20 protein-coding genes, 1 tRNA gene and 2 pseudogenes are annotated in these 18,425 nt (G+C 67.0%); 11 read left to right on the top strand and 12 right to left on the bottom strand.

Features of this window, described 5'->3' with window-relative positions; all coding sequences use genetic code 11:
- Positions 1–2 precede the first annotated feature (2 nt).
- Positions 3–263: a hypothetical protein gene (locus ACFHWS_RS01665; RefSeq protein WP_416567471.1), complete on the top strand. Its 261-nt coding sequence runs from the start codon at positions 3–5 to the stop codon at positions 261–263.
- On the opposite strand, the gene ACFHWS_RS01670 is transcribed toward ACFHWS_RS01665, so the two are convergent.
- Entirely contained in the window at positions 225–1,028 is an 804-nt protein-coding gene (locus ACFHWS_RS01670) for an S-methyl-5'-thioadenosine phosphorylase (protein ID WP_416567472.1), read from the bottom strand. The two genes, ACFHWS_RS01665 and ACFHWS_RS01670, sit on opposite strands and share 39 nt — an antisense overlap.
- A 235-nt stretch (positions 1,029–1,263) precedes the next feature.
- Between ACFHWS_RS01670 and ACFHWS_RS01675 the strand changes: the two genes are divergently transcribed.
- The 3 genes from ACFHWS_RS01675 (at position 1,264) to ACFHWS_RS01685 (ending at position 3,328) form a co-directional block, all read left to right on the top strand.
- Positions 1,264–1,818 (top strand): YqgE/AlgH family protein, encoded by a 555-nt coding sequence (locus tag ACFHWS_RS01675; protein ID WP_123605053.1) that lies wholly within the window; start codon positions 1,264–1,266, stop codon positions 1,816–1,818.
- Between the two features lie 90 nt (positions 1,819–1,908).
- Positions 1,909–1,981: transfer RNA gene (locus tag ACFHWS_RS01680), tRNA-Ala, on the top strand.
- A gap of 1,035 nt (positions 1,982–3,016) precedes the next feature.
- Positions 3,017–3,328 carry a hypothetical protein gene (locus tag ACFHWS_RS01685; RefSeq protein ID WP_416567473.1) on the top strand — a complete coding sequence of 104 codons (312 nt, stop codon included), beginning with the start codon at positions 3,017–3,019 and terminating at the stop codon, positions 3,326–3,328.
- A gap of 196 nt (positions 3,329–3,524) precedes the next feature.
- On the opposite strand, the gene ACFHWS_RS01690 is transcribed toward ACFHWS_RS01685, so the two are convergent.
- Entirely contained in the window at positions 3,525–4,082 is a 558-nt protein-coding gene (locus ACFHWS_RS01690) for a hypothetical protein (protein WP_416567474.1), read from the bottom strand.
- Positions 4,083–4,673: 591 nt separating this feature from the next.
- Between ACFHWS_RS01690 and ACFHWS_RS01695 the strand changes: the two genes are divergently transcribed.
- Positions 4,674–5,360: a hypothetical protein gene (locus ACFHWS_RS01695; protein WP_416567475.1), complete on the top strand. Its 687-nt coding sequence runs from the start codon at positions 4,674–4,676 to the stop codon at positions 5,358–5,360.
- Positions 5,361–5,481: 121 nt separating this feature from the next.
- On the opposite strand, the gene ACFHWS_RS01700 is transcribed toward ACFHWS_RS01695, so the two are convergent.
- The 4 genes from ACFHWS_RS01700 to ACFHWS_RS01715 all read right to left on the bottom strand — a co-directional run bounded on the left by ACFHWS_RS01700 (position 5,482) and on the right by ACFHWS_RS01715 (position 8,772).
- A complete protein-coding gene (locus ACFHWS_RS01700; protein ID WP_416567476.1) occupies positions 5,482–6,501 on the bottom strand; it encodes a PQQ-binding-like beta-propeller repeat protein in 1,020 nt (339 codons plus the stop codon).
- A 153-nt stretch (positions 6,502–6,654) separates the two neighbouring features.
- Complete coding sequence (locus tag ACFHWS_RS01705) at positions 6,655–6,948, bottom strand: hypothetical protein (RefSeq protein WP_416567477.1); 294 nt, start codon at positions 6,946–6,948, stop codon at positions 6,655–6,657.
- Positions 6,949–6,990: 42 nt separating this feature from the next.
- Positions 6,991–7,389, bottom strand: a complete 399-nt coding sequence (locus tag ACFHWS_RS01710) for a hypothetical protein (protein WP_416567478.1) — start codon at positions 7,387–7,389, stop codon at positions 6,991–6,993.
- A gap of 549 nt (positions 7,390–7,938) precedes the next feature.
- Positions 7,939–8,772, bottom strand: coding sequence for a hypothetical protein (locus ACFHWS_RS01715; protein WP_416567479.1), 834 nt, complete (start codon positions 8,770–8,772; stop codon positions 7,939–7,941).
- A 90-nt stretch (positions 8,773–8,862) separates the two neighbouring features.
- Between ACFHWS_RS01715 and ACFHWS_RS01720 the strand changes: the two genes are divergently transcribed.
- Positions 8,863–9,579, top strand: a complete 717-nt coding sequence (locus ACFHWS_RS01720) for a tyrosine-type recombinase/integrase (protein ID WP_416567480.1) — start codon at positions 8,863–8,865, stop codon at positions 9,577–9,579.
- Between the two features lie 83 nt (positions 9,580–9,662).
- Here the strand turns inward: ACFHWS_RS01720 and ACFHWS_RS01725 are convergent, their stop codons facing one another.
- Positions 9,663–10,085 (bottom strand): hypothetical protein, encoded by a 423-nt coding sequence (locus ACFHWS_RS01725; RefSeq protein ID WP_416567508.1) that lies wholly within the window; start codon positions 10,083–10,085, stop codon positions 9,663–9,665.
- A 276-nt stretch (positions 10,086–10,361) separates the two neighbouring features.
- A pseudogene (locus ACFHWS_RS01730) lies at positions 10,362–10,763 on the bottom strand (NUDIX domain-containing protein); the annotation flags it as partial.
- A 140-nt stretch (positions 10,764–10,903) separates the two neighbouring features.
- Here ACFHWS_RS01730 and ACFHWS_RS01735 point away from each other — a divergent pair.
- Positions 10,904–11,470 carry a maleylpyruvate isomerase N-terminal domain-containing protein gene (locus tag ACFHWS_RS01735; protein ID WP_416567505.1) on the top strand — a complete coding sequence of 189 codons (567 nt, stop codon included), beginning with the start codon at positions 10,904–10,906 and terminating at the stop codon, positions 11,468–11,470.
- A 116-nt stretch (positions 11,471–11,586) separates the two neighbouring features.
- Here the strand turns inward: ACFHWS_RS01735 and ACFHWS_RS01740 are convergent, their stop codons facing one another.
- Both ACFHWS_RS01740 and ACFHWS_RS01745 read right to left on the bottom strand, forming a co-directional pair.
- Positions 11,587–12,195, bottom strand: a complete 609-nt coding sequence (locus ACFHWS_RS01740; RefSeq protein ID WP_416567481.1) for a DUF6368 family protein — start codon at positions 12,193–12,195, stop codon at positions 11,587–11,589.
- Between the two features lie 231 nt (positions 12,196–12,426).
- Complete coding sequence (locus ACFHWS_RS01745) at positions 12,427–12,801, bottom strand: DUF6086 family protein (protein ID WP_416567482.1); 375 nt, start codon at positions 12,799–12,801, stop codon at positions 12,427–12,429.
- A gap of 256 nt (positions 12,802–13,057) precedes the next feature.
- Here ACFHWS_RS01745 and ACFHWS_RS01750 point away from each other — a divergent pair, with 256 nt between their 5' ends.
- Both ACFHWS_RS01750 and ACFHWS_RS01755 read left to right on the top strand, forming a co-directional pair.
- The gene (locus ACFHWS_RS01750; RefSeq protein ID WP_416567483.1) at positions 13,058–13,477 is read left to right on the top strand and encodes a VOC family protein; all 420 of its coding nucleotides are present in this window, start codon (positions 13,058–13,060) and stop codon (positions 13,475–13,477) included.
- A gap of 188 nt (positions 13,478–13,665) precedes the next feature.
- Entirely contained in the window at positions 13,666–14,292 is a 627-nt protein-coding gene (locus tag ACFHWS_RS01755; protein WP_416567484.1) for a hypothetical protein, read from the top strand.
- A 149-nt stretch (positions 14,293–14,441) separates the two neighbouring features.
- On the opposite strand, the gene ACFHWS_RS01760 is transcribed toward ACFHWS_RS01755, so the two are convergent.
- On the bottom strand, positions 14,442–14,654 hold the full coding sequence (locus ACFHWS_RS01760; RefSeq protein WP_416567485.1) for a hypothetical protein: 213 nt from the start codon (positions 14,652–14,654) through the stop codon (positions 14,442–14,444).
- Between the two features lie 89 nt (positions 14,655–14,743).
- Here ACFHWS_RS01760 and ACFHWS_RS01765 point away from each other — a divergent pair.
- Positions 14,744–15,283, top strand: a pseudogene (locus ACFHWS_RS01765) (transposase); the annotation flags it as partial.
- A 1,028-nt stretch (positions 15,284–16,311) separates the two neighbouring features.
- On the opposite strand, the gene ACFHWS_RS01770 reads toward ACFHWS_RS01765, so the two are convergent.
- A complete protein-coding gene (locus tag ACFHWS_RS01770) occupies positions 16,312–16,818 on the bottom strand; it encodes an ester cyclase (RefSeq protein WP_281551686.1) in 507 nt (168 codons plus the stop codon).
- A gap of 306 nt (positions 16,819–17,124) precedes the next feature.
- Between ACFHWS_RS01770 and ACFHWS_RS01775 the strand changes: the two genes are divergently transcribed.
- On the top strand, positions 17,125–18,360 hold the full coding sequence (locus tag ACFHWS_RS01775) for an FG-GAP repeat domain-containing protein (protein WP_416567486.1): 1,236 nt from the start codon (positions 17,125–17,127) through the stop codon (positions 18,358–18,360).
- Positions 18,361–18,425 lie beyond the last annotated feature (65 nt).

Raw genomic sequence — 18,425 nt, forward strand, 5'->3', positions numbered from 1 at the left:
CCATGCCACAGCCGTACGGCCCGGGCCAGGAACCGGACGACACCGCTGTGACCATGTCCCAACTGCTCGACCGGGGCCTGCCCGGGCAGCGCCAACCGGCCGAAGCCTGGAACCTTCCCGCCGGGGAGGCGGTGATCCTGGCCGGTGACGCGGCGACCGGCAACCGGATCCGGATGTGCCTCGACGTCGCCGGGATCAGCGCCGCCGTGGTGGTGCTGGCACCGTCAGGGCAGCTCGAGGGGCAGGGTGATGCCGTCGAGTGACCGCGGGCACGGGCAGTCCCGATCCATCGGCCAGGTCTCCAGCGCGGCCAGCAGCAGCGTGCGCAGCCGGGCGGTGTTCTCGCCGAACACCCGGAACACCTCTTCCTGGGTCACCGCGTGCCCACCCTCGACACCCGCGTCCAGATCGGTCACCAGGGCGATCGACGTGTAGCACAGCGCCAGTTCCCGGGCGAGAACGGCCTCCGGGTGGCCGGTCATGTTGACCACCGCGCCGCCGATCGCGGTGAACCACCTGGACTCCGCCCGGGTGGAGAACCGTGGCCCCTCGACCACCACCACCGCACCGCCGTCGCGTGGCTGCAGGCCCTGCTCGGCGCCGACCCGCAGCAGCACCGACCGCCCAGTGGGGCAGTACGGGTCGGCGAAGCTGACGTGCACCGCACCCTGGTCGTAGAAGGTCTGCACCCGTCCGCTGGTCCGGTCGATCAGCTGATCGGGCACGACGAAGGTGCCCGGGCCGAGCTCCGGGCGCAGCCCGCCGACCGCGCACGGCGCCAGCACCTGGCGTACGCCGAGCGAGCGCAACGCCCACAGGTTGGCCTGGTACGGGATCCGGTGCGGCGGATGCCGGTGGTCCCGGCCGTGTCGGGGCAGGAACGCGACCCGCCGTCCGCCGACGTCGGCGACGGTGATCGAATCGGACGGTTCACCGTACGGCGTCGGCACCCGGTGCTCCGTCGCGTTGTCCAGCAACGCGTACAGCCCGGATCCGCCGATCACCGCCAGCTCTGCCTGCGCCTGCATCAGGTCCCTCCCGGTTTCGGGCAGGGTGGCCGGAAACGCCCGTGCCACGCCCGCGCGGTTAGACCTTAACCGGGCGCTGTCGAGCAAGCTATGGTGCCAGGCATGGCTTTCACTGCACCCGTGGCGGATCGGCGCCGCGCTGTCCGCGCGGACCGTGGGGGTCGTGACTGTGCCGCGTGGGCAGGTACGGGAGGTCGAGGTGCACGGTGAAGGTCAGCGGATCGGGGGACGGTCGATGGCGTCGATGACCGGCCAACTGCTGGTCGCGACGCCCACGCTCAAGGATCCCAACTTCGACCGTACGGTCGTGCTGCTGGTCGCCCACGAGGCCGGAGGAGCGCTCGGGGTGGTGCTGAACCGGGCCACCGAGGTGCCGGTCGCCGAGGTGCTGGGTGGCTGGAGCAGTCTCGCCCGGGAGCCGTCGGTGCTGTTCGAGGGCGGCCCGGTGCAGCCCGAGTCGGCGATCTGCCTGGCCCGTACCCGCACCCAGACCGGCCGGGTGAAGGGTTTCCACCGCATCGCCGGCCCGCTCGGCACCGTCGACCTGTCGACCGACCCGGGGCCGCTCGCCGAGTCGATCTCCGGGATCCGGGTCTTCGCCGGCTACTCGGGCTGGTCGGCCGGGCAGCTGGAGGAGGAGATCAACGCCGGCTCCTGGTTCGTGCTGGAGGGTCTGCCGGACGATCCGTTCATGGCCCGCCCGGACGACCTGTGGCCGATGGTGCTGCGCCGCCAGCGCGGCATGATGGCTGCGGTGGCCCACTTCCCGGCCGACGTCTCGATGAACTGACCCCGCGACCCGGGCGGCCGACCCCGCGAGATGACCGCGCGGGGCGGCGTGTGTAGTATTGCCGGGTGCCCGGGAGATCCGGGCCGACCGGGGGCCGTGGCGCAGCTGGTAGCGCACCACACTGGCAGTGTGGGGGTCAGGGGTTCGAGTCCCCTCGGCTCCACCCGTAATCGCAGGTCAGCGGCATTTTCAAGCGATACTTGTGAATGTCGCTGGCTTCGCGTATCACATCGTCTCACGACGTGGAGGCTGTTGGGCCTCCTGGAGTGGTCTGCTCCAGCGGTCGGAGCATGGTCGGGGCAGCCGTAAACCGTCCTTCTTCCCGGAGCGATGTGCCTGGTGGTAGTGGCTACGTCGGCCCGTTGACCCGTCCGGCTCGTCGAAGTCTTGCCGGGTCCGAGACCGTCAGCGAGGCACCGCACCACATCGAATCTGTGCTGGTGTGGCAACGGGCCTGGGTAGCCGTGGAGTACCTGTTCGATGCCGTCCTGTCGGGCTGCGGGCCGTGATCACTGCCGTTCGGTGTCGCGGTCTGACGATGAGGTCGGAGGTGTCGGCGAGTGGCAGCTACCAGATCCGATGGATCGCCGAGGTCCGGAGTTGCGACGACCTCGTCGGGCCGTCCGGCTTGGACCGCTCTACGATGTAGCACGAGGATCTGGTCGCAGCTCTGCACGGCTTCGCCGAGGTCATGGGTGATGAACAGAACAGCCAGGCCGATGCCCTGTCGGCGAGGGGCGCGGGGTGATGGCGACGCCGGCCCGGGTGGAGACGTCCAGCATGGATGTCGCCTCGTCGGCGATCAGCAGCCCGGCTCACGACGAGAGTGTCGGCGATCGCGGCCTGTTGCCTTTGCCCGCCAGATAGTTGGTCGGGGCGGATGCGGGCCAGGCCGGTGGGGAACCCGGCCAGGTCGAGGGACCGGCTGACCTGGGCCGGGTGGTGTCGGCGTACAGGTCCGAGCGCAGAGGTAGGTACGGCTGCGAGTGCACACCGGCGCTGAGTTTCGGTCTACGTCCGGCGACACGCCGCCTGGTCTGGTGGCGATTCGAGTCGGTGACGTTGCGTGATGCTGTTGCTAAGCCCAGCCGTTTACCCAGCGCGCGGATCTGCCGATGAGAGGGAGCCGAGGGCGCCCGTCCTGGTATGCAGACGAGGGCGGACGCGAGTGGACGAAGGCGGCTGCCATTCTGATGAGATGCGCAGACTTACCGACGACGAGTTCGAAGCTACCACCGTGCCGGAGAAGGAGCGCGTCGGCCTGGACGAGGAACCGCCGTTCGACTTCTGGAAGTACTTCGAGGCGATTCCCGCGGAGGACTTCGACGAGCATGACTTTTCGGAAGGGCGGGTGTCCTACGCCTGGAACATGTGCGGGACCGCTTTCCAGCACGTGCTTGTGGAGTGCGAGACACCCAACGTGTTCCTGGTCTTGGTGCTTGACGTGCCTGGTCGCTCGGTTGCCGGACACCATCTTCTGGACCTGAACCGGCTTTACGGCTTGACGTGAGCGGGCTCCGAAGCGCCCCGAAGTGTCATATCCGAGCTTTACGCCCTGCTACCGTTCGCATGCCGATTGTCGGCTGAGTGGCAGCGGCCTGACCATGGGCGGCGGGCATCCTCTCAAACTGCCGCGAGTAGGTCGTGTCGCAGGTACAGCGTGTACCGACCGAGGGTCACGAGTGCTGGGGCGTCGGAGGCTCGCGCTACCAAACGCGGGTGGTGGGCTGGACGAGGTTCGGGCCGCCGACGTGTGGCCTCGGAACGTAGCCGTCCCGGGGTGCTGGCAGTGCGGCCACGCATGCCGCTGAGCAGGCGTTGACCAACAGCGGCAGCACGTCGGTGGCAACCGTCAAGGAAATCCATACCTGGTGCAGTTCACGCTCGACCGGTCCGCCGCAGACGCTGCACGTGCGCACGGCGTCCGCGCCCCACATTCCGGGATCGAGCCGGTCGAACTCGGCCTCCGTCGCGGTCGTGACCGGGCGCAGCTGCGGAAACGGCGCCCGGAACTTGAAGTTCCCATACAGCACCCGGGTGCTCACCGTGCTATCGCGCAACTGGGCGCATCTGGTCAGCTCGTACGGGTACCAGTGAAGTCGATGCGAGGTATATGGCTCCAACACTTCCAGGCTGGTCATCGCGCCGATCTCCGGCGGTAGTCGCACCAGGTTCGTACCGTACAGGACCAGGTGCTTGACCTCGGTCAGGCAGGCGATGCTCGGCGGCAGGGTGACGACTTGCCGGCGTTCGGCGGCGCTCATCTGCACGAACGGTTTGAAGGCCGATCTACCATCGGCCGCTGCCTCGTCGATCAGCATCAGCAGACGTCGCCATCCAGGACTGTCGGTGTCCTGCCGCTCCCCGTGAAAGCTCACCGTTGCCGGGCGGGTCGCCGTCGAATGTCCGACACACCGGCAGCGATCCCGATCCGGCACGTGCCCCGACGGTCCCACGGCGTCAGCGAACCGGTTGGCAAACAGTCGTGGCTCGCTGCCGGCGTCGCTCATGGCACCGGAGCCTACCTACACGCGACAGCTGCCTCCGGGCGAGCTGCCCGTACTCGAGCGACACGCTGCGACATGGACGTTCTGCGAAGTCAGCGACCGGCCTGCCCGCCGCGCGGACACGTAGGGTGAGCGGCCGTGACCGACATGAGGATGCCTCGCCGCGCTTGCTGCGAGGCTGCGCGCCGAAGCAGTGGCGAGCTGACCGAGTCCGGATCAGCGATCGGCCTACGCCGAGTTTCCACCGGGGAACATCGCCTACGCGCAGCAAACCGTGGCGAGCTCATCGCTCGGCACAGAGGAACGTCGGAAACCGGTCGTCCGATGTCAACCGCTGTCCGTTGGGTGATGGAGCAGCAGCCGCCGCTGCGGCATCATGGGACCGTGGTGATGGTGGCAGGAACGGTCGACCTTACCGAGCTTATGGCAGCCCTGCGGAACGATCGTCCCGTGTTCCACTCCGAAGCCGACTTCCAGCACGGGTTCGCGTGGGCACTTCACCGGCTCGACGCGTCGGTCAACGTTCGACTTGAAGTACCACAGGATAATGGCGAGCGCTTGGATGTGCTCGCCTTCGCCGACCAGGGCTGGACCGCCATCGAGCTGAAGTACTTCACCGCACCGTGGTCAGGCACGTCGCCCGAAGGCGAGGTGTTCAAGCTTCGCGACCACGCTGCGTCAGATTTGGCGCGGCTGGGCTTCATCAATGACATCTGTCGGCTCGAGAAACTCTGTCGTCGACATGGTCATCCCGCGACCGGCTTAGCCGTCATGCTGACGAACAGCCGATCGTTGTGGTCGGAACCTGCGAGACGACCGACACGAGACGCGCAGTTCCGCATTCACGCGGGCCGGACGGTGACAGGCACCCTCAGAGGGGCACCGATCCCGACTTCCACCTTCCGAACGAACGAACCCTGGCCGGCACCTATCCGATGGAGTGGCACAACTACTCCACGCAGACCGGCACGAACGGCGAGTTCCGATGGCTCGCCGCCCGTGTGGATAGCTGCATCGGGTGAGTCGGCAGCGTAGCGCCTGCGACCGCACCGAGTGGTGTGTTTCAGTCGTTGTCGCTGATGATCTAATGCGCGCTCATGCCGCCGTTGGTGTGCTGCTCCTCGATGCCAACCTTGGAGGGTGACAACATCGACGCTCAGCGTGACATGGTGAGCGGGCGTCCACTATCAGCGGCGACGAGGAGTGCGTTGGTGTCGGGAATTCCCCACGTCGTGATGATGCTGCTGGAGGCGGGCAGCACGATGCGGGTACCGCCCTCCTCTGCGTTGAGCACGACGACAGCACCGTCGAGTCCCACAGCAATAGCGTTGTGGTCCGCTATCGACACGGGCGTCGTGAAGTAGCCCATGGGCGAGCCGGCCACTTCTAGCGATGTCTCCTTTCCGGTGACGCCGGCGTCGATCGAGCGTTCCCACACCATCCGGCCATCGGAGACGTCGACCACTACCAGATTTCCTCGCCAGCCAACCGGGCGCCGGTCTTGATGAATCGCCGACGTCTCCCAGATCGCCAGCCGGCCGGCCGTGGTGAAGGCAAGACCGGAGATGGTGTCGACGAAGTGCTCGGAAGCGGTGTCGTAAGCGGCACGGTCGATGTCCGCGTGGTGCTCCAATCGACCGCTGTCGTCGACCCGGTCGAGCCGGACGTACGCACCGCCCTGAAACGAGCAGGCGGTCGCCAGCAATGTGCCGTCCGGGGAGAAGACCACGCAGTTCGTCCGCTCGCCGGCGTCGGCCTCAGCGGTGATCTGCCCCGTACTCGCATCGGCGACAAGTACACGTTCGTCGGGCGTAGCGGCGGCCAACCACCGGCCGTCCGGACTGAAATCCAGCGCAGTCGCGCCGACGAGTTCGGGCATGACGCCGACGACGGTGAGGGTGTCGCCGTGGCGAAGCTCCACCGAGGCTCCGGCGGGCGCGACCGCGACCAGTGAGCGACGCGGATGACAGGCAAGCGCCACCAGCGCAGTGTGCTCTGTCGCGACGACCACTTCGGGGACTGATTGTTCACTATGTCGCCAGCGCACCAGCGATGCGTCGCCTATAACGCTGAAACCGAACTCATCCAGCCGGCCGCATGCGCCCAGCAGCGGCACGTCCTTGTCCAGCAGGCGCTGTACCGCAGTCAGGTCGCCGTTACGAGCGGCACGGACCACCGCAGCGTCATGTCTGCCTAGCACGACATCGACAGTAGCCGGTCATGTCGCCGCCGCCCTTCGCAGCCGCTGAGGCCCGTGCACCGGCGGGCCTGGTACGGTCGACGAGAGGCGTAGTTAGCCGCAGTCCGAGCGCTGATGAACGGCGGGGCGTCACTCTCTGTCCGAGTCCCACACACGCTCGAACTCGGATTCCGTGATCTCGAAGTTGCTCCACTCGTCACCAGAGTCGTACAGGCTCGCTTCGCCGAGACCTCCGTAGCAGTCCTCCTGGTGGGTGGGGCCGTAACGGAGGACGCGGCCAGCGTCGTATACCTCGACCTGGCGAAGGGGCCAGCCGTCAGCACCGACTTCGAAATACCAGACCGAATGGCCCCAGTCGGCGAACTCATCGCCTCGGGTCTCGTCCCAGGGGCGGCGATAGAAGCGATTTGAGACTACCGTCACGCGACATCCTCTTCTGCCGCTGACAAGGCGCGGTCGCCGCTGCTACCGAGACTGGGGCAAGGCGGATGGCGTGCGGTCCAGATCGTCAAGCAGCGCCTGCAACCGGTCCCGGCATCGCAGGACAAGGCCGGAGATGTCGTCGAAGGTATCGGCGTCGACAACGCCGCTCTCGAACCACATCGCACGCACAGCCGACCGGCCCTGCACCAGGTAGTTCCCGGCAGCCTCGACCAACCCAACGAACTCTCCACGGCGGTCCAGCGGGGCGAGCTGAGCGACACCTCGTGCCGCTCGCAAGGGCTCGCCCGGAGCACCGAAGATCGTGGCACCGTCGCCGCCGGCCTGACCGGCACCGATCCTCGCGAGCAGGTACTCCAACTCGGTCGCGGCCAACGTCAACCTGCCGACGGCCAAGACCGTCTCGTCGGTAAGTCGCCGCATCGGCCAACCGTAGCGGACCCGGCACCACGTCGAACGTCCTCACATGCCGTGACTCGCGGAGCACCCGACGGCGCAGCTGTCAGCGACCGTACGACGAGTCGTGCAGGAGCAGCTCGAAGGCCGGCCCCCGGCGGAAGGGCAGCCAACCGGCGGCCAGGGCCTGGCGGACGCCGAGAGCCGCGGTGCCCGGCAACATCGGCTGGCTCGGTAATCCGAGCCAGTTGCCGGGATGAGCGCAAGGCAACGATGCCACCATCAGGGCGCCTGGCTGCTCCTCACGCTCGACAACGAAGCTCAGCCGCGACCAGCCGAGGGCTTGACAGTAAGTGGGTCTACGCCGAACCGACCAGCGGTAGGCCACGCCATCCACCGTGATCTTCCGAGAACCCCTTCCTGCCAACGTCATTCGCACCCCGTCGGTGTCTCGGTCATCCCCGTGACGGGCACTGTAGCGAGAACCCCGTAGCGCCACTATCAGTAAGGCGTAGCCCGCTGCTCAAAGCCTCCGCATCTGCCGCCGGTCGGGCGTGCCGCCGACTGGTCAGGCCATCAGCCTTCCTGATCGTCGCGGATGTCACCGCTGGCGAGGATGGCGTCGAGGAAGCGTCGGAAGACTGGCCAGGGGAACGTTGGGCTGCGGTGTCCGGTAACTGTGACCTGCCCTGCGGGGGCCGGTACGAACGGTCCGCGATCCGGTTGGAGGTCGGGGATGCGTACGTCGATGTAGCCGTGTGAGTTGTTTGTCGGGTTGGCCTCGTAGAGCTCGTAGCGCCGGCCGTCGTGCTGGCTATCGTGGTAGGACGTGACCTCGAAAGCCTGGCTCTCGAAGCGCCACGAGTTCAAGGATTGCGAGAGGTCACCGCTGACGGTCGTGGTCGCGGTCGGCGGGTCGGACATGATGTCGCCGGATGCCTCGACGAAGCGGATGAAGCGCAGCAACACCGGCCAGGGCAGTGGTCCTTCGGTGAAGGCCACGTAGGCATGGGTCGCGTCCGTCGGCGTGAACGGCTCGCCGTCGGGTGTCGTATCCGGGATCACCACGGCGACCGCGCCGGAGGTCCGGTGCCACCCTGTCAGCTCGTAGGTCCACGCGTCCTCCGGCAGGAGGTACATCGAGTTGATCTGGAAGGCCGTTCCGTTGTACGTCCACTCTTCCACCTCGGCAGGATGCCAGGCCGAATGTGCGAGGTAACGGCCCGCTGGGCGTGACGTCCGGACTCTGCCGCTCCGGTTGGAACTGGCGTTCACACCGAGCGGTGACGCACCGTGATGTATGACATCTTTCCTGCTTCGGCTCCCCGTTCCGTACCAGTCGATCAGCTTGTTGTGCGTGTCGCGGTGTCTGCCTTCCTGGGTCGTTACCGTGGCCAGACTCGCGTTCATACCGAGTCCGACCTGCGAGTCTTCCTCCGCTGGTGTACCAGCCAAGACCTGGACCCGCTCGCTGCGGCGCGGGTCGATATCGAGCGGTACGTGCGCTGGCTGCAAGACGTCCGCCGGTACCAGCCCTCGACAGTCTCCCGCCGGCTGTCCGTCGTGGTCGGCTTCTACCGGGTCTGCGTCATCGACGCCATCTTGGAACACTCGCCGGCCGACTACGTCCGCCGACCCACCGTGCCGGCGGAGTCACCGACCCTCGGACTGGGCCACCTCCAGTTCGAAGCCCTGATCACCACCGCCCGCACGTCCCCGAACCCGAACGACTTCGCCCTGGTCGCACTCCTGGGCCTACTCGGCCTACGGATCTTCGAAGCCTGCGGGTCGAACATCGCCGACCTCGGTGAGGAACACGGCCACCGGGTACTGCGCGTGCGCGGCAAGGGAGGCAAGGTCGTCCTCGTCCCGCTACCACCCGCAGTCGCCCGAGCCATCGACCGGGCCGTCGACGAACGCACCAGCGGGCCGATCCTGCGCAACGTCCATGGTGGGCGGATGGACCGGCACGCCGCCACCCGCAGGCTCAAGCACCTCGCCCGGGCCGCAGGGATCCGGATGCCGAGAATGCACCCCCACATGCTGCGCCACACCTTCGTCACCACCATGCTCGACGCCGGCGTCAGCCTCCGCGACGTGCAGATCGCCGCCCGCCACGCCGACCCCCGAACCACCATGCGCTACGACCGCGCCCGCAAGAACCTCGACCGCCACCCCAACTACATCCTCGCCGCCTACATGGCCTCCGGGACATAGCCGGAGGCAATCACCGCTTTGCCGATGAGCGGGCACCGGATTCTCGCGCCTTGGGAGATTTAGCTACTTCCAGTGGTGACGCGTCAGGACGAGCCCGCATCGGGACGCGATGAGGGAAGGACCGAGGCGGCACCGCGGCGTACGCGTTCATCAGGATCGTTTCCGAGCGCCTCGCACCGCTGCCATGCCATCTCCCACAGCGATGCTTCGTCTCCATAGACATGGAATACCGCACCCATGATCTCATCGGCGCGATCGCCGTCGGCTTCCCCAAGCGCGACTAGGACGAGCCGGAAGGCGTGGGCGTCACCCCGGCGAAGCAGGGCGGCCGAGGTCTCATAGGTCACCGCCGTGTCGTGCTCGTCGAGCAGCAAGGTGGCCAGGATTCGATCGGCCTGAAGATCGCCGGCCAGGAGCGCCAGATGCTGGCCGGCTGCCGCGCGGACCTCCCAAGACGGAGATCTCGCCGCGTCGCGCATCTTCTCGAGGCGATCTGGTTTGGTCACAGCATAAGTGTGCCGTACGGATACCCGATCGCACGGACATGCCGCCGACCGTGCGTCACGGCGCGTAGCCAGATGCCGCTGGGCGAGGCGTCGGGACGTGCCGATGACGGATGCAGGGGATCCAACCGGACGGAAGTGTGTGCAGCGATGGATCTGCAGGCCACTCGGCGATGGGGTTGTCCGTGCTTCGTCAGGACGCCGGTCAGGTTCAGATAGGGAACGAATCAAGGCTGGCAGGACGCCGAACACGAGAGGAAGGCTCCCCAGTTCGCTGATCCCGACCCATGCGATCTCGTCATGCTCCTCAGGCGCACGGTTGGTGGGAGAGCCGACCCAGCCTCCGATATGCCAGACGGCCACCTGAACGGCGTCCTCGCCACTCCCGGCATGCCAGTCGCCCAACCGTGAAGCGGACTCCGCCACAACGTGAACCCCTAGCTCCTCGTGCATCTCACGCGCGAGGGCTGGTAGTTCCCCCTCACCCGCTTCGACGTGCCCGCCGGGCAAATCCCAGAGATCCGGGTATGCCCGGCGGGTCGGGCTGCGGTGCACCAGCAGGACCGCACCGTTCTTTACGAGTGCGCCGCACACGACGAGATGCATAAGGGGATTGGAGCACAGGGATAGGACAAGCTCGCTCCAGCCAGAGGGTGCATACATCCGGACCAGAGGGTGCATACATCCGGATCTGCCGCGAACCGCTCGTCACGAAAGGTGCCGTCGGGGGGGTCGCTGGCATCCGACGGTACCGGTGCGCGGGGTGTTTGGGGGTGCGGCGGGGCGGCGCAGGATCTGGCAGGCTCCTGGTTGTGAGCCCGATGGACAGCCGTGATGTCGACCAAGCCGTGGCCGAGATGGTGCGGGTGCTGACACCGCACGAGTCGGCGGACTGGGGACGCCCGGCCGGCGCGCTCGATTGGAGCTGTTGGGAAACAGCCGCCCATGTCGCGCACGACCTTCTCGCGTACGCCGGGCAACTCGCCGCCCGACCCGACCACGCGTACCTCCCGTTCGACCTGGTGGTACGCGACGACGCGTCGCCCCGCGATCTGCTGCGAACAGTCACCGGCGCGGGAAGGTTATTGAGCACCGTGTTGGCCGCCTCCGACCCGTCGGTACGAGCCTGGCACTGGGGACCGACCGACCCGAGCGGCTTCGCGGCACTGGGCGTGAACGAAACGCTGATGCACACCTACGACATCGCCAATGGGCTCGGCATCCACTGGCATCCACCGAGATCACTCTGCAGCGCCGTGCTGACCCGGCTCTTTCCCCACGCCCCGGCCGGCGATCCGGTCCAGGTGCTCCTGTGGTCCACCGGGCGCACTGACCTCCCCGACCGTCCTCGACCCACCTCCTGGGTCTTGAAAGCGGCGATCGAATAGGCCACTGCCCGCACATCGTCGCTCATGCCACACACGAGCATCCGCTCATGCCGCAGACCGCGCGCCAGGTCAGCGTCCGCTCGTGGCCGATGTGCGGACGGTTCGGCAAGACTTGGTCACTTCACCATCTGGAAGAGCGGATGCTGCAGCCATGAGGCGAGGAGATCGGCATCGACGATATGGCGCACAGCAACCTCGTCCCACGCCGTCCGGTAGGGAATCTCGTGCCACCGTCCGTGAAGCGTGGCGATAGTTGCCCTGGAACGCTCCTCCCATCGTCGGCGGCCAGTGCCGGACTTCAGGGCCGATAGAGCGGAGACGTCCGGCGGTGGGGGTACCGGAAGCGTGCCGTCGAGATCTATGAGGCCGCCGTATCGGCGGGCTATCGCCACAGCGAGCTGGGCGAGAAGCCGGTGGTCATCCTTGCCGTTGACTGCTGCGGCTAGGACGATCTGGGTAATCGGAAGGAGGCCCGCCGCACGCGTCAAGCAGGCCTCCTCATCAGCGTCGTCGGGTTCATAAGCATTGGGTTCGATGAGCATCGGCCCGGTTTTCGGCGACGGCTCCGCCATGTCGAGCTTGCGCGGTTCCCGAAGCACCCACCAGCTATCTCCGTCCGGGCTGAGCGACTCCGACAGCCACACCCGGAACTCCCTGACGTCGTCAGCAGTCCACTCGCTCGGCAGCAGAACTGCGGCGGAAGGTCCGGCCACGATGACAAGCATGCACCACGGCTGAGGACACCTGGCATCCGCACATGCCGCGAACCGAACATCGCGCTGCGTGACGGACGCGCGGCGACGGTCGGCACGCGGTCGTGCCGGGTTTAGTGCATCCGATCGAGCTGATGGGTGTCCGGGGTTTGGGTTGTGGGTTATTGGGTTCGGATTGCGGGGCGACGAGTGCGCATTTGACAAGGTCCGCAGTCAGTTCACGACACGAGTTCGGCCGTGGCGTCAGCGCGGCATAGTGCAGGCCAGGGCATCTGACTTTTCCTGCAGGTGCTCCGGATCCTCCGGTGCGGCAGGTGTGTGTAACGCAGACACCACGCGGCCAGCGCGGCCGACGAGAACAATCGCCGCGACGAGGAAACCCTCCAGCAGAGACCGCAGAACCGCGTGGTTGGAGGACATGTACCTCTCGACCGCCACGTCAACAAAGCTGACAAAGGCATCCATATCAATCTCGTACTCGTCAGCGTTCATCGGGCCGATCCCGGATGTCATGTCCACCAAGTTGGCCACCGCCTCACCGGTCTGGACGAACAGCTCCGCCACGCAGCGGGACGGGTTCCACAGGATCAGGTTGCCAACTTGGAAGTACTGACTCACCGAGGCATGGTGACCGATCGGCGTCAGCAGGGCAAGGCGTGCGGGTTTGCTCGCCCCTGCCGTCCAGCCAAGCCGGGGGTGCGATATCCGCATCTGCCACCGGTCGCGCGCTGGTGTTGGCACCTCCATCACCTTCGGTAGCCGCTGACCTTGGCACGGACAGCCGCGAGGACGCTCGGACGTGCCGATGTCTGGATGTTCGCTCGTCGATTTCGTGGTGTGATGACAGGGCCAGCACCGTGAGGAGGCGTCGTCAGTGTCCGACTATCCGGTTCTCATGCACACCGCCCTGGACGCCACCGACGCCCGGGCCCTCGCTGAGTTCTACCGCGAGTTCCTCGGACTGCAATACCGCCCTGGTGACGAACCTCCGGCTGACGGGACCACCGATGACGAAGACTGGCTCGTCCTGGTCGACGGCAACGGCAACCGCAAGCTTGCCTTTCAACAGGTGCCTACATTGGCGCGGCCGACCTGGCCGTCACACGACATTCCGAAGCAGATGCACCTGGATCTCCGCGTACCCACCGTCAACGAGTTGGAGCGACACCGTCGACGAGCCGAGCAGCTCGGAGCCAGCTTGCTTCACGACCGCACCCAGAATTCAGAGGAGCCCCTCTACGTTCTCGCCGACCCGGAGGGACATCCGTTCTGCATCCTCGTCGGCTCGGGGTAGGCAAACGTACGGATCTGCCGCCGATGGTGCGTCACGTTGAGCGACGGGAGTGGCGGTGCTCGTCCTGCGGCCCTGCCGGTGAGCAGAACTGTCGGATCACACCGACGTGTCATGATCGGGGTGCGATGAGCAGCCAGAAGCGTCCTGAACCGACTCTCGCCGAGGTGCGTCAGCACCATCTCGATCGTTTGAATGATGTGCTTCGTCGCCCTGGAATGTACGGCAGGGGCGAGATCGCCGAACGGCTCGTGCTGGAAGCGATGGCCGCCGTGGACGGCAGCCTGGCACGGTGGCAGACAGCGTGCGACGGTCTACGTGACCGAGACGCATTCGCCGCGACAGGCGTCAGCGGTGCCTACCGCACCATCCTGCCCGCAGACGCCCTACGCGAGGCCACGGCCTCGATCTACGCCGAGATCGCGCACCACCTCGGCTGGCTGGAACTGGACCGGGTCCTGACGACGGCAGAACTAGAGCGTGCGGGCGACCTGATCTGCGAGTGGGTGGAGCAGGACCGGACCCTGTCCGAGGTCATCGAGACGTTCGGCCCTCCGTCGCTGTGGATCGGCGGAACCAACCCGTACTACCCGAAAACGCTTGCCTACAGCACCGCCGACCGGGACGACGACCTGCTCTGCTTCCACCTGTGGAACACGTTCGCCGACACCACGTCCGAGACCGGACAGCAGGGCGTCCATCCCGAACCGGTCGTGCTCGCCGTCCGCCACCGGCCGGGCAACTTCCCCGACTCGTTCTCCTTCACGCCGGAGGGCCTGCACCGCAGGCCGACCAGCGACCAGCACAGCCCGTACTGATCGCGCCCATGGGCGACCGTGCCCAGCACGCATGCGGCGTCTTCAACCATGCTGACCGAAGCACCCGGCGGTCCGCCGAGCATCAGGTGACCGGGAGCCGTAACCGGGCACCCCTTCGGCGGGGCCTACGACCTCGCGCCTCGTCGCACTCAGCTCCAGGGATCAGCATCCGGATCCTCACCGAGCATCCGCGCGGCATCCAGACACAGGTCTCTTCCGAAGAGCTGGTTGCCTCGGGACGCGGTACCCCATACCTCGTCGGCGGCTGCTCCGATCGCGCGCCACGTGTAGCCGTCCGCCCGCCACCGCCGGACTTGCCGCGCCATGTCCGTCGTCAGGATCAATCCCCACGCCTCCAGCACGTGCCGAACCTACGCCGAGCGGCCCTGACCTGTCGCATCCGGGTGTGTACAACTAACGGCGGATCTGCTGATCAAGGGAGATGCGCCAGATGACGACCGAGACCACCATCGAACAGGAGCCCGCAGGCGGGTCGGTGGGTACGGCCACGGATGAGCAGTTGATCGCGTTGCTGGTGGACCGGGCACGTGGTGAAGGGCTGAAGCTGACCGGTGAGGGCGGTCTGCTGCAGCAGCTGACCAGGCGGGTCCTGGAGTCCGCTCTGGAGGGCGAGATCACCGACCACGTCGGCTACGACAAGCACGACCCGGCGGGTAAGGGCACCGGGAACTCCCGTAACGGCACCCGGACGAAGACCGTGCTGACCGATGTCGGCCCGGTCGAGGTACGGGTCCCACGGGACGTGGCGGGGACGTTCGAGCCGCGGATCGTGCGTAAGCGCCAGCGCAGGCTGTCCGGGGTGGACGAGCTCGTGCTGTCGTTGTCGGCCCGAGGGCTGACGCATGGGGAGATCGCCGCGCACCTGGCCGAGGTGTACGGCGCGGAGGTGTCGAAGCAGACGATCTCGACGATCACGGACAAGGTCATCGACGGGATGACCGAGTGGCAGAACAGGCCACTCGACCCGGTCTAACCGGTCGTGTTCATCGATGCCATCAATGTCTTGGCGGCCGGGTGGCGGCCCGGAGCTCCGGCATGGCCAGCAGCCTGCTCGCCAGCTCGTCGGCAACCCGTGCCCGTTCCTCATCGCTGAGTCGCACTGGGCCGTCGTCGAGATTGCCGCGTGGGGCCCCGGGTACCGCGAGCATGCGCTGTTCTCTCCGTCCTACCACTCGCGGTACCAGGGCGCTTCCTGTTCCCAGAGGTGAACAATGCCGTTCGCGGTGAACGCGACGGAGACGCGAGCGACGGTGCTGCGGTGCCTGAGTGGATGCTCCGGCGGGTTCGCGGTGCGTTGTCGTGTTCCGGCTCGAAGAGCTTGAGGTGCAGCACGAGACTGCCGAGCTTCTCTGCGAGCGAGAGGAAGTCGGGGTGGATCCAAGGTCTCTGGCTGGATGGAGACTTCTGGGCCGATGTCGTGCTCGGGCATCGCGGGTGCCAGCGCTGTGATCTGGATCACGAAAGGGGAAGGGGTGCTGGTTGTTGATCTCCAGCGCCCCTCCCGGTTCGGATGGCCGTGGTATCTCACGACCGTCTCACGGACGGTCTGGTGAGCCTCAGTGCAGGCCGGCGCGATCCGGACTCTGACCTTGTCGCTGACCTGCACGTCCGGCACAATTCGGCACCGCCCGACAGGCCTCAACGGGCCGTCTAGTTCACTGGCAGTGTGGGGGTCAGGGGTTCGAGTCCCCTCGGCTCCACCCGTGTTTATGCACGTTGACTGACTTCAGTCGTCAATGGCTTTTTCTTGTGATTTCATGGTCGCCGGTAGTTCGTCGAGCGGTTTGAGAGTCCGTGGCCATTCCGGCCGGCCGGTCGCGGTGACCGCAGGCGGTGCGCCTCCCGATGGCATGCGGTGGGTAGGCGACGATGATCGCGGACGACGGATCGGTCGCGTCGGCACGGGTCCGTTACCGGACCCGCGCGCCCGGCACGTCTACATGATCAATGATCACCGCCGCTGGCAGCCACGGGTCATTACCGCACCGCCTGCCAGGGTCACAGCGGCAGACCGATTTGCCGTGCGACGGTGAGGAAGTCGTAGTAGATCCGACCGCTCGCGATCCGGCCGCCCCGGAACTGGTAGATCTCGCAGCTCAGACCCTCCACCGGCCGTCCGCTCGGTGGCAGCGCGTCGCCGTTGGGCAGCTCGAACGGGCCGGTCTGCGTACCCCGGTTGATCACTTCGGCGACTGCGGTGTCGCCGCGCACGATGAGCGCGGTGATCTCCGTCCGGGCGTCCGGCATCGCCCGGCGGTTGGTTCGCTGCCGGGCTAGGTATGGCTCCGGACCGGTGGTGACCTCTCCGGCCGCAACGTCATGCGCTGCGAAGTCCTCGGTCAGGAGTTCGGCCATCGCGGTGATGTCGTCGCGGTTGAACCGCGCGTACAGCTCACGCAGAGTCGCCTCGTTGCGCGCCTCGCGCTCCGGATCGGTGTCCGACTGGCCGAGCAGGCCGATCAGAAACCCTCGCGTTTCGGCGCCGAGTGTTCTGGTGCTGGTCATGGTGTACCTCCTGAGGTACCGGTTGGCGGTGGCTGCGGGCGGGTGCCGGGCAGCCGGTAGCGCCATCGTGGAATCGGACACGGCGGCCGAACTTCTCAACGTTTGCTGATCCGCGCCGGCCGTACCGGCCATCGGGTGGACCGCCCGGATCGCCCTGCCTGGTTCGCCGTCGCTGACGCCGATCGCAATCGGGGAGAGGTCCCCAGAACCGCCCGGCCGTATCCAGGAACTAGCAGCGCACGTCGCGTCGCCGCCGGTCGGACACGCACAGGCTGGCCGGCCCATCCAGCCGAAGAGGAAGCGTCAATGACGATGATGAGAACCGCCGGGCGGGCCACGGGCCACGGCCCTGGCGGCCCGAGCCGCATGCTGGCCGGATTCGCGGTGGCCGCCGTACTGCTGGCCGCCGGATGCACGACGGACCAGTCGCCACCGCCGGAGTCGGTGCCGCCGCTGAATCCTGCGCCGACGCAGCCCCAACGACCAATGCCGATCCCGCCGCCGACCAGCCCGGTGACGCTCGCGGAAGCACGGTCCTTCCCCGCCGGGGACGCGTCTGCCGACATCGTCGCGGCCGACATCGACGGCGACGGTGTCCTCGACCTCGCCACACCGAACTACAACAGCCACGATCTGGTCTACCTGATCGGCGACGGCCGCGGCGGCTATGAGCCACCGGTGACGATGGCTGCGGGTCGCACGCCGAACGGGATACTCGCTCGGGATCTCGACGGGGACGGCCACCTCGATCTGGCCACAGCAAACCTCGGGTCGGACGACGTCAGCGTCTACCGAGGACTGGGCGGCGGCCGGTTCGCCGATCCGGTGCATCATCCGGCCGGCGACGGTCCCGCCCGGATCGTCGCGATCGATCTCGACCGGGACGGTGCGCTGGATCTCGTCACCCCCAACCTCAACGGCGATGACGTCACCGTCCTGTACGGAACGGGCGACGCGACCTTCGAGGCTCCGGTGTCGGTACCGGCTGGTGACGGACCGCTGCGGATCGCCGTGGCCGACCTGGACGGAGACGGACTGCTGGACCTGGCGAGCGCGAACTACAACTCCGACGATGTCACCGTGATGCGCGGTGACGGTCGGCGTAGCTACTCGGCGCCGGTGGCGTACGCCGCCGACGACACCGCAGCCGGGATCGTGGTGCGCGACCTCAACGGCGACGGGATACTCGACATCGCCACGGCGAACTACGACGCCGACACTGTCGCGGTGCTGTTCGGGCAGGGCGGCGGCAGGTTCGCCGTACCTGCCCTGTACCAGGCCGGTGACGCGCCGTCGGACATCGTCGCGGTGGACGTCAACGGTGACGGTCAGCTCGACCTGGTGACGGTCAACTTCGACTCCGACGACATCACGGTGCTCGCTGGGGACGGCCGGGGCGGATTCGCCGCACCTGCCTCGGTGACGGTGGAGGACGGCCCACCGGCGTTGCTCGTCGCCGATTTCAACGGTGACGGTCTGCCGGACATTGCGACCGCGAATTCGCTGTCCGACAGTGTATCGGTGATCATCAACCAGGGTTGACCAGCGACGGCGGGGGTAGGCGCCGGGCGTTCGACGTCGGCGCCTGCCCCTGTGTCAGGCGGACC

Source organism: Micromonospora sp. LOL_013 (genome assembly GCF_048060315.1).
Lineage (GTDB): Bacteria > Actinomycetota > Actinomycetes > Mycobacteriales > Micromonosporaceae > Micromonospora_E.

What these genes read in the sequence shown, in the direction of transcription:
- ACFHWS_RS01670 (WP_416567472.1), bottom strand. Translation starts at nt 1,028, where the DNA reads ATGCAGGCGCAGGCAGAGCTGGCGGTGATCGGCGGATCCGGGCTGTAC.
- ACFHWS_RS01695 (WP_416567475.1), top strand. Translation starts at nt 4,674, where the DNA reads ATGGAGCAGCAGCCGCCGCTGCGGCATCATGGGACCGTGGTGATGGTG.
- ACFHWS_RS01770 (WP_281551686.1), bottom strand. Translation starts at nt 16,818, where the DNA reads ATGACCAGCACCAGAACACTCGGCGCCGAAACGCGAGGGTTTCTGATC.
- ACFHWS_RS01665 (WP_416567471.1), top strand. Translation starts at nt 3, where the DNA reads ATGCCACAGCCGTACGGCCCGGGCCAGGAACCGGACGACACCGCTGTG.
- ACFHWS_RS01775 (WP_416567486.1), top strand. Translation starts at nt 17,125, where the DNA reads ATGACGATGATGAGAACCGCCGGGCGGGCCACGGGCCACGGCCCTGGC.
- ACFHWS_RS01740 (WP_416567481.1), bottom strand. Translation starts at nt 12,195, where the DNA reads ATGCTTGTCATCGTGGCCGGACCTTCCGCCGCAGTTCTGCTGCCGAGC.
- ACFHWS_RS01735 (WP_416567505.1), top strand. Translation starts at nt 10,904, where the DNA reads ATGGACAGCCGTGATGTCGACCAAGCCGTGGCCGAGATGGTGCGGGTG.
- ACFHWS_RS01710 (WP_416567478.1), bottom strand. Translation starts at nt 7,389, where the DNA reads ATGCGGCGACTTACCGACGAGACGGTCTTGGCCGTCGGCAGGTTGACG.
- ACFHWS_RS01675 (WP_123605053.1), top strand. Translation starts at nt 1,264, where the DNA reads ATGGCGTCGATGACCGGCCAACTGCTGGTCGCGACGCCCACGCTCAAG.
- ACFHWS_RS01685 (WP_416567473.1), top strand. Translation starts at nt 3,017, where the DNA reads ATGCGCAGACTTACCGACGACGAGTTCGAAGCTACCACCGTGCCGGAG.
- ACFHWS_RS01715 (WP_416567479.1), bottom strand. Translation starts at nt 8,772, where the DNA reads ATGAACGCGAGTCTGGCCACGGTAACGACCCAGGAAGGCAGACACCGC.
- ACFHWS_RS01690 (WP_416567474.1), bottom strand. Translation starts at nt 4,082, where the DNA reads ATGAGCGCCGCCGAACGCCGGCAAGTCGTCACCCTGCCGCCGAGCATC.